General features: G+C 65.9%; 6 protein-coding genes and 1 tRNA gene. 2 read left to right on the top strand and 5 right to left on the bottom strand.

Features of this window, described 5'->3' with window-relative positions:
* Positions 1-130: 130 nt before the first annotated feature.
* The 4 genes from AAFX79_13705 to rpsT form a co-directional block, all read right to left on the bottom strand.
* The gene (locus AAFX79_13705; protein MEO1009612.1) at positions 131-889 is read right to left on the bottom strand and encodes an NAD(P)H-dependent oxidoreductase; all 759 of its coding nucleotides are present in this window, start codon (positions 887-889) and stop codon (positions 131-133) included.
* Positions 890-979: 90 nt separating this feature from the next.
* Positions 980-1,054, bottom strand: a tRNA-Glu gene (locus AAFX79_13700).
* 102 nt (positions 1,055-1,156) lie between these two features.
* Positions 1,157-1,942, bottom strand: coding sequence for a CPBP family intramembrane glutamic endopeptidase (locus AAFX79_13695; GenBank protein MEO1009611.1), 786 nt, complete (start codon positions 1,940-1,942; stop codon positions 1,157-1,159).
* A gap of 96 nt (positions 1,943-2,038) precedes the next feature.
* Positions 2,039-2,320: a 30S ribosomal protein S20 gene (rpsT, locus tag AAFX79_13690; GenBank protein MEO1009610.1), complete on the bottom strand. Its 282-nt coding sequence runs from the start codon at positions 2,318-2,320 to the stop codon at positions 2,039-2,041.
* Between the two features lie 629 nt (positions 2,321-2,949).
* Here rpsT and AAFX79_13685 point away from each other — a divergent pair.
* The gene (locus AAFX79_13685) at positions 2,950-3,837 is read left to right on the top strand and encodes a zincin-like metallopeptidase domain-containing protein (GenBank protein ID MEO1009609.1); all 888 of its coding nucleotides are present in this window, start codon (positions 2,950-2,952) and stop codon (positions 3,835-3,837) included.
* Between the two features lie 19 nt (positions 3,838-3,856).
* Here the strand turns inward: AAFX79_13685 and AAFX79_13680 are convergent, their stop codons facing one another.
* Positions 3,857-5,302 (bottom strand): fructose-bisphosphatase class II, encoded by a 1,446-nt coding sequence (locus tag AAFX79_13680; protein MEO1009608.1) that lies wholly within the window; start codon positions 5,300-5,302, stop codon positions 3,857-3,859.
* Positions 5,303-5,686: 384 nt separating this feature from the next.
* On the opposite strand from AAFX79_13680, the gene AAFX79_13675 reads away from it, so the two are divergent.
* On the top strand, positions 5,687-6,901 hold the full coding sequence (locus AAFX79_13675) for a hypothetical protein (protein MEO1009607.1): 1,215 nt from the start codon (positions 5,687-5,689) through the stop codon (positions 6,899-6,901).
* Positions 6,902-6,904: the final 3 nt, after the last annotated feature.

The following is a 6,904-nucleotide window of genomic DNA, read 5'->3' as shown; positions in this document are numbered from 1 at the left end:
ATTCCGCCGATGGGGACATCGTTGATCAGGCGGACCTCTGCGGCGGTGATTGCGAGGGCGCCGGCAGGGTCGCGGGCGTGCTGGTGGGATGGCGACGCCGCTATGCAGGGCGCACGTCACTGGCCGGCGGCTACCGCTTGTGCTCGGGGCTCGCGTAGTCGGTCTTGCAGCCCGCGTCCCAGGCGTCGGGCTGGTTGCCGTGTGCCGGGACGCCACCTTGGTCCTTGAGCATGCGGGCCAGGTGCATGCAGTTCCACGCCAGGAAGGTCGTGTTGCGGTTGGTGAAGTCGTTCTCCGGGCCGCCCGAGCCCGGGTCGGCGTACGACGGCCCCGGGCCGGCCTCGCCCATCCAGCCCGCGTCGGCCTGCGGCGGAATCGTGTAGCCGATGTGGCTCAGCGAGAACAGGATGTTCATCGCGCAGTGCTTGACGCCGTCCTCATTGCCCGTGATCAGAGTGGCCCCGACCTTGCCGTAGTCGCGGTACTGGCCCTTGTCGTTGAACGAGTGCGTGTAGCCGTACATCCGCTCGAGCACGCGGTTGCACACGCTGGACTTCTCGCCCAGCCACACCGACGTGCACAGGACCAGGATGTCGCACGCGTCGACCTCGGCTTGTAGCTTCGGCCAGTCATCCCGGTCCCATTCAGGCGTCTGCGCCATGTCGTGGCCCAGCCCCGCGGCGATCTCGTAGTCGACCGGGCGGATCACCTTCGTCGCCACGCCGTTGGCCTCGAACACCCGCCGCGCGACGCCGATCAGGTGCTCGGTATGCGAGAGCACCGGCGTGCGGTTGAGCGTGCAGTTGAGGAAGAGGACATTGAGGTCGTCGTACGTCGCAGGCGGCGACGTGCACTGCTGGGACGTGATCCGGTTGAGCTGCTCGGTCATGGTGGGGCCCCGGGGCGCAATCCTGGTCGAGGACGGCAACTCGCCCAACGAAAACGCGGGGCCGGCCTGGCCCCGCGCATGCCGCCCGAATGACCCCACGGGGATTCGAACCCCGGTTTCCAGGATGAGAACCTGGCGTCCTAGACCGGACTAGACGATGGGGCCGGCCCTTCGCCCCGCTGCCGCAGGACCAAGAGCGGAGTTTAGTGCACGCGGCCGCGGGGCGTCAAGGTCTCCCGGTGTGCCTCCCCCGGGCCCGCCGGAGGCTCAGCCCGGTGCCGGCCCGAGCAGCACCAGGACCGCCACGTCGTACGCCACGTGCACGCCCGCCGCGATGCCGAAGCCCCGCACCAGGAACAGGGCCCCGAAGTACAGCCCCGGCACGAAGTAGAGCACCGCGGCCCACAGATCGATGCCGCCGGGCGTCAGCACGTCGTGGTAGAGCGCAAAGCCCGCCGACGACAGCACCAGCGCGCCCCCGAAGGCCGCCCGCGGCCCCAGCCGCATCAGGTCCGCCAGGATCGAGTGCAGCAGCGGGATGAGGGCCAGCCGGAACAGCAGCTCCTCGTACAGTCCTGCGCCGATCGCGATCACAAGCCGTCCCCGCCAGCTCAAATCGCTGAAGCCGTCGCCCGCCGGCGGGCCGTCCTGCATCGCCAGGGATCCGAGCACGCCCGAGATCAGGAGCAGCGGCGCGGTCAGCGCCAGCGTCTCGATCGCCATCCAGCCCAGCACCACGGGCCGCACACGCCACCGCGACTTCTCGAGCACGTGCCACACCAGCAGCACCACCACGATCACGATCGCCGGCAGCGAGAAGCCGATGATCGTCGTTCGCGACAGGCTGAAGGCCGACAGCACGTCGGCCAGCATCGTCCACGCCCGCACGCCGCCGCCGGCGAGCTCCTCGGCCTGCATCGCCAGGCCGACCTCGTAGGCGATGATCGCCGGCAGCAGGAACGCCAGCACGTGCAGCGGCCGCCGCGAATCCTCGGCGTACGCCCGCGGGAATGGCCCGCCCCGGTCCCGCGATCGCGCTCGGCCCTCCGGCATCGACCGATCCTAACGCCATACCCCCGCGGGCGCACGAAAACGCCGCACCCAGGGGCGCGGCGGCGTGAGCATCCGGTACGTTGTCGTCGCGCGTCGCTACGAGGACGCGTCGGCCGTCGCCCGCGCCTTCAGCCGGGCGTTCAGGCGGCTCTTGCGGCGGGCGGCCTGGTTGGGGTGGATGATGCCGCGGGCCGCGGTCTTGTCCAGCACCTTCTGCACGTCGAGGAAGGCCGACCTCGCGTCCTCCAGCGAGCCGTGCGCCAGCTTCTCCTGGAAGTCCTTGATCGACGTCCGCATGGTCTTCAGCCGCCAGCGGTTGCGAGCGCGGCGACGCTCGTTCTGGCGGATGCGCTTGCGAGCCGAAACGGTGTGAGCCATACGCGGTGCAATCCTCTCGCATCCCGCCGACGCGGGCGGCCCCGCAGGACAGCCAGGGGGCGGGACCTCTCCAGGGATCGATGCCTCCCCCGGCGGGCACCCAACCCACCGGAGGCGAAGGGATTATCCGCCCCCGCCCGCCCGCGGTCAACCGGCCGCGGCCAACCGTCGGCTCAGGGCCTTTCCCACGCCCGCCCCGGGGGCTACCGTTGGGGTCCAGCACGCGGGCGTAGCTCAACTGGATAGAGCACCTGACTACGGAGCATGAGAAGCACTACAGGTCATGGCCCAAATCGGCCCTCTCACTCCAAAATCGCCGATTCGCCATGGATGATGCGGCCGACTCTTCGTCCTCTGTAGTGCCAGTTCGCCCCGTTTTGTAGTGCGCCCACATCGTCGGGTGCTGAATGGGCACCCCGTCCCAACGTCCTACAGGACGGCACGATAAGGGAGCCCCCGTTTGGATTGCAGCGTTCACTCGGCCTGGATCGAGTGCTGCGCTGCAGCACAGGAAGCTGTTGACGAGTCATGCGTCGCTGTGGCAACAAGGCGGTTGTCATTGCAACAACACGAGGCGGGCATGACCGAGATCTTCGCAGGAATCGCCCGCCGCCCGGAGTAGGGCGGCGATGGCATTGGACGTGTACAAGGCGGTGACCGCCCGCATCATCGAGCTGCTCGATCGGGGCACGGTGCCCTGGCGCCACCCGATCCGGGGCGGTAGGGGAGAGAGGGCTTTTCCAACAAGCCTCGCGTCGCGGCGGGCCTATCGCGGCATCAACGTCTTCCTGTTGGCGGTGACGGCTTGGCTTGAGGGCTACGAGTCGCCGTACTGGCTGACGTATGTGCAAGCCCGGAAGATGGGCGGGCACGTGCGCAAGGGCGAGAAGGGTTCGCTGGTGGTCCTGTGGAAGCAGTACGCGACGCAGGACAAGGAGAGCGGGGAGGGCATCACCGTGCCGGTGCTGCGCCACTACACGGTCTTCAATGCCGAGCAGTGCGAGGGGGTCGAGGCACCGGTGTCGACGATAGCCAGTGGCCAAGGCGAGGCGACAGAGTTTGCGCCCATCGAGGCTGCATCGGCAATCGTCGAACGCTACCAGGCTGGCCCGCGCATCGACCACAAGGGCGATCGCGCGTTCTACGAGCCCAGGGCCGACCTGGTGTGCATTCCAGAGCCCGACCGCTTCGTCGATCCGGGGTCCTACTACGCGACGCTCTTCCACGAGTTGGTCCACTCGACCGGGCACAGCTCACGCCTGGACCGGGGCCTCGACGAGAATCTCTCGGCTTTCGGTTCGGTCGACTACTCCAAGGAGGAAATGGTGGCCGAGATGGGAGCGGCGTTCCTGGCTGCTGCCGCTGGCATCGGGCAGGCGACGATTGAGCAGTCGGCCGCGTACATCGACGGCTGGCGAACGAGGGTTGCCGCCGATACCAGGCTCGTCGTGCAATCCGCCGGCATGGCCCAGAGGGCAGCAGATTGGATTCTTGGCGAACGGCCGGGCGATCCATAGTCCATTCTCGTGCATTACGTCATGGCAGATGGGGATTTAGCATGTCCTCAAATGTCTCGTACCAGTCGGAAGCCTTCTTCCATGTCGCGTTCGGGAGTTCTGCGCCGGCATCGAGCCGGTCCAGAACCTTCTCGTCAAAGCACGCAAATCGGGTAGCTGACGGGCCGCTTAGCGTGATCCGGTGTTCGAGCTTGCGGAACGACTTGGTACGGGCGCTCAAGCTCAGCGTGTTGACCCATGCCTGATCGCCGCGAATTCTGACGGGACTGAGCACGACGTTCTCGCTGATGCCGCTGACGATCAGGGCCGCGTCCGTTGATCGGACAAACTGTGTGTGCGTCCAGATGTCATCTGACTCCACGCAGAGTGGCTTGTTATTGGGTGACGCTGTTTGGTGATCTGATCGTCTCAATGGGACGGCGACGATGAACCCGCCGAGCGTTCGAGCCGCGATGCTTGCCTGCACCGCGTGGATGTGCCGCGTGATCGAGAGAGCGCAGTCAAAGCCGCGACTGTCGAACATTGCAGCGAGATTGACGGCGAGCGATGATCCCGTGAAGAGCCTCTTCTTGCAGGGCGGCGACTTCTGGCGGTTCCACTTGGTGTACCACTTCGGGTGATCGAGCATTGCCAACGCTCGCTCGATCTGGATTGGCAATCGTGAGCTCGACGATCTCGATCCGGCCTCATCAAATATGACGTTCACGAAGTTCTCAACCAATGCATCGTCTGGAGAACGAACGGCCTTTCGGGCGGCCTTGCGGAGAAAATCCTGGATCTGCTCGACGCCTCCGAGCCTGCTAGCACACTCCGCCGAACCGGCGAGGACGAGCCAGGGCGGGCTCTGATCGGCATGAGACGTCCGGCCACGGGGACGACTTCCATCTGTAGGGGGCGGGCTGGTTGCCGTCTCACGGGGCGGTGCAAGCACCGGACGGTCTTTGTCGTGCGCGGCGAATGCCAGCGCGGAGACCGTTCCGCCGGTCTGTCCCGCAGAGAGAGCACGCCGACCATCGATGGGCGCACAGCAGAACTCAAGCTCAAGGTCTTGGTCCTTGTTCGGATCCCCTCGGTACCGGGCCGCAACCCTCTCAAGCGCCCGGAGGATCTTGACCGACGGCGTGGTCTTGTTTCTTGGTCTGGTCCTTGTCTTGGCACCGTCGTCGCTCTCTTGGTGTTCGCCCTCGTTCTCGCCGTCAACCTCGTCCTCGTTGTGTTCCTCGCCCTCACGGTCGTAGATCTCGTCGAAGATGCCGAGGTGGGCACGGTACGTTGACTCACGCAGGTAGCCCGCCATCGACAGCGTGGCATATACGCCGAGGATCTCGGCGTTGATGCCCTTGCCTTCCGCAATGGACATCAATATCGCCGTCTGCTCGGTGCAGCGGATGAGATCGAGAACACCAAACCGCAGGCCGCGATGGGTGTCCAGCTCGTCCGGTGGTGTAGTAGGGTGGTTGGTCATGCGTCGTCGTAGTCGATCGCGGGACGTGCGTCCATCACGAACGCGAGCACGACATTTCGAGTGATGCCAATTGGTTCGTCGCGAGAATAGGGGGGTCTCGAACGCGTGCGCCGGGCGTGTCGGCGGTATTTCAAGGTACGTGATTGCGACGATACGGCCTGCACCGCAATCCGGTATTCTCTATGAAGTAGGATGATGAACGACCGGGTCGACGGCTTCGCCGGCATCCGAGCAGGAGGACGAATCTCGTCGCACGCGGTGGGCCAAGCAAAAACGCTGCCCGCCGTTTCCGACAGGCAGCGCAGTTTCCGCTTGCCGGATTGGCCGGCTCACGGTCCCTAGCAATGTCGTGAGTTTAGGCACGCTTTCAAGGTTTGAGCACGCGTGCCCCCTGGTCAGTCTGGTAGCGAAAGCGATGTGGCTGGATGCCAGCCACGGCGGTTTTCGTGCGGCCATGTGCCGCAGAACAGACATCGTGGCTCCCCGGGGGGCCACCTTGACCAGGAGACGACGATGTTGGCGAACAACCCGAACATGCAGCAGCGCGTCCGGATCTCCGATCCGGTCGTGCAGAAGGCGATGGCGATCGCATCGACCGCTCCGCCGGATGTCCCACTGTGCGATCCGGATGCCGAGAGGGCGTTGGCGCTGCGGGACCAGAACCCGTCCGATGGCGTGGAGCGGCGGGCTCGCAGGAGGTACGAACAGGCGGTGTTCCGTCTGCGTCGGCGGGTTCTGTCCTGTTTCGGCGAGCTCGATCGGGTAGGTCGCCAGTTGGACCTGGAGCACGATCGGCGGGCCGAGCTGGTAGCGGAAGGCCCCTCGGACAACTGCGAGAACCTCGGCCGAGAGCAGCTGTTCCTTGACCAGTGGCTCAAGCTGATCCTGGCGGGCCTCGCGCTCCTAGCTCTCGGCGTCGTGAGCGTGGCGGTCACGCAGATCATGCTGCGGGACTCGGGCCTGGCTTCGTCTCCGTGGCAGGGTGCCGCGATCGGGATGATCCCGTTCATCGGCGCACTGCTTCTGGCATTCGCGGTGGCGGAGTGCCGTTTGGTCGCCACGCGTGATGCGATGCGGAAGCTGGTCCACGCGAGCGCGTTGGTTGCGCTCGCGCTGTGGATCCCGTTGACCGCCGTCCTCGTTGGTAAGCAGGCGATGGAGGATCCGGCGGACGTGATCGCCGCGGGGGTGATCGCAGCTCTGAGCGGTGTTCCAGCCGCGGAGCCGATCCTGGGCCTCGACTTCCCGCTGCTGTACTCGATCGTCATGCTCTTGCTCGACGTGCTTGCGGCGGCGAGCTTCAAGCTGATCGGCGACAAGGTACTTATTGAAACCCGCCGGGTCGGATCTTCACGATCGGGGTACTTCGACAGCCAGGCCGAGGAGCTCCGTGCGATCTCGGATGAGCGGGCCGGTGTCGCCGAGGCCAAGGCCGCGCTGGAGGGCCTCCAGGGCGAGCTGGAACGCGGGGCCCAGGTCTACGCCGACGCGGTCCTCGCGGCCGTCTTCCACCACCAGCGGTCACCATCGGCTCAGACGCCTGCACCCCAACCCATCTTGATGTCGTCGTTCATCAACGGTTCCACCTTCGGAGGATGATCT

Source organism: Planctomycetota bacterium (assembly GCA_039819165.1).
Lineage (GTDB): Bacteria > Planctomycetota > Phycisphaerae > Phycisphaerales > UBA1924 > JAHCJI01.
The sequence above is the reverse complement of the archived record's forward strand: the minus strand, read 5'-3'. Positions and strand labels throughout refer to the sequence as shown.

What these genes read in the sequence shown, in the direction of transcription:
- AAFX79_13705 (MEO1009612.1), bottom strand. Translation starts at nt 889, where the DNA reads ATGACCGAGCAGCTCAACCGGATCACGTCCCAGCAGTGCACGTCGCCG.
- AAFX79_13695 (MEO1009611.1), bottom strand. Translation starts at nt 1,942, where the DNA reads ATGCCGGAGGGCCGAGCGCGATCGCGGGACCGGGGCGGGCCATTCCCG.
- rpsT (MEO1009610.1), bottom strand. Translation starts at nt 2,320, where the DNA reads ATGGCTCACACCGTTTCGGCTCGCAAGCGCATCCGCCAGAACGAGCGT.
- AAFX79_13685 (MEO1009609.1), top strand. Translation starts at nt 2,950, where the DNA reads ATGGCATTGGACGTGTACAAGGCGGTGACCGCCCGCATCATCGAGCTG.
- AAFX79_13680 (MEO1009608.1), bottom strand. Translation starts at nt 5,302, where the DNA reads ATGACCAACCACCCTACTACACCACCGGACGAGCTGGACACCCATCGC.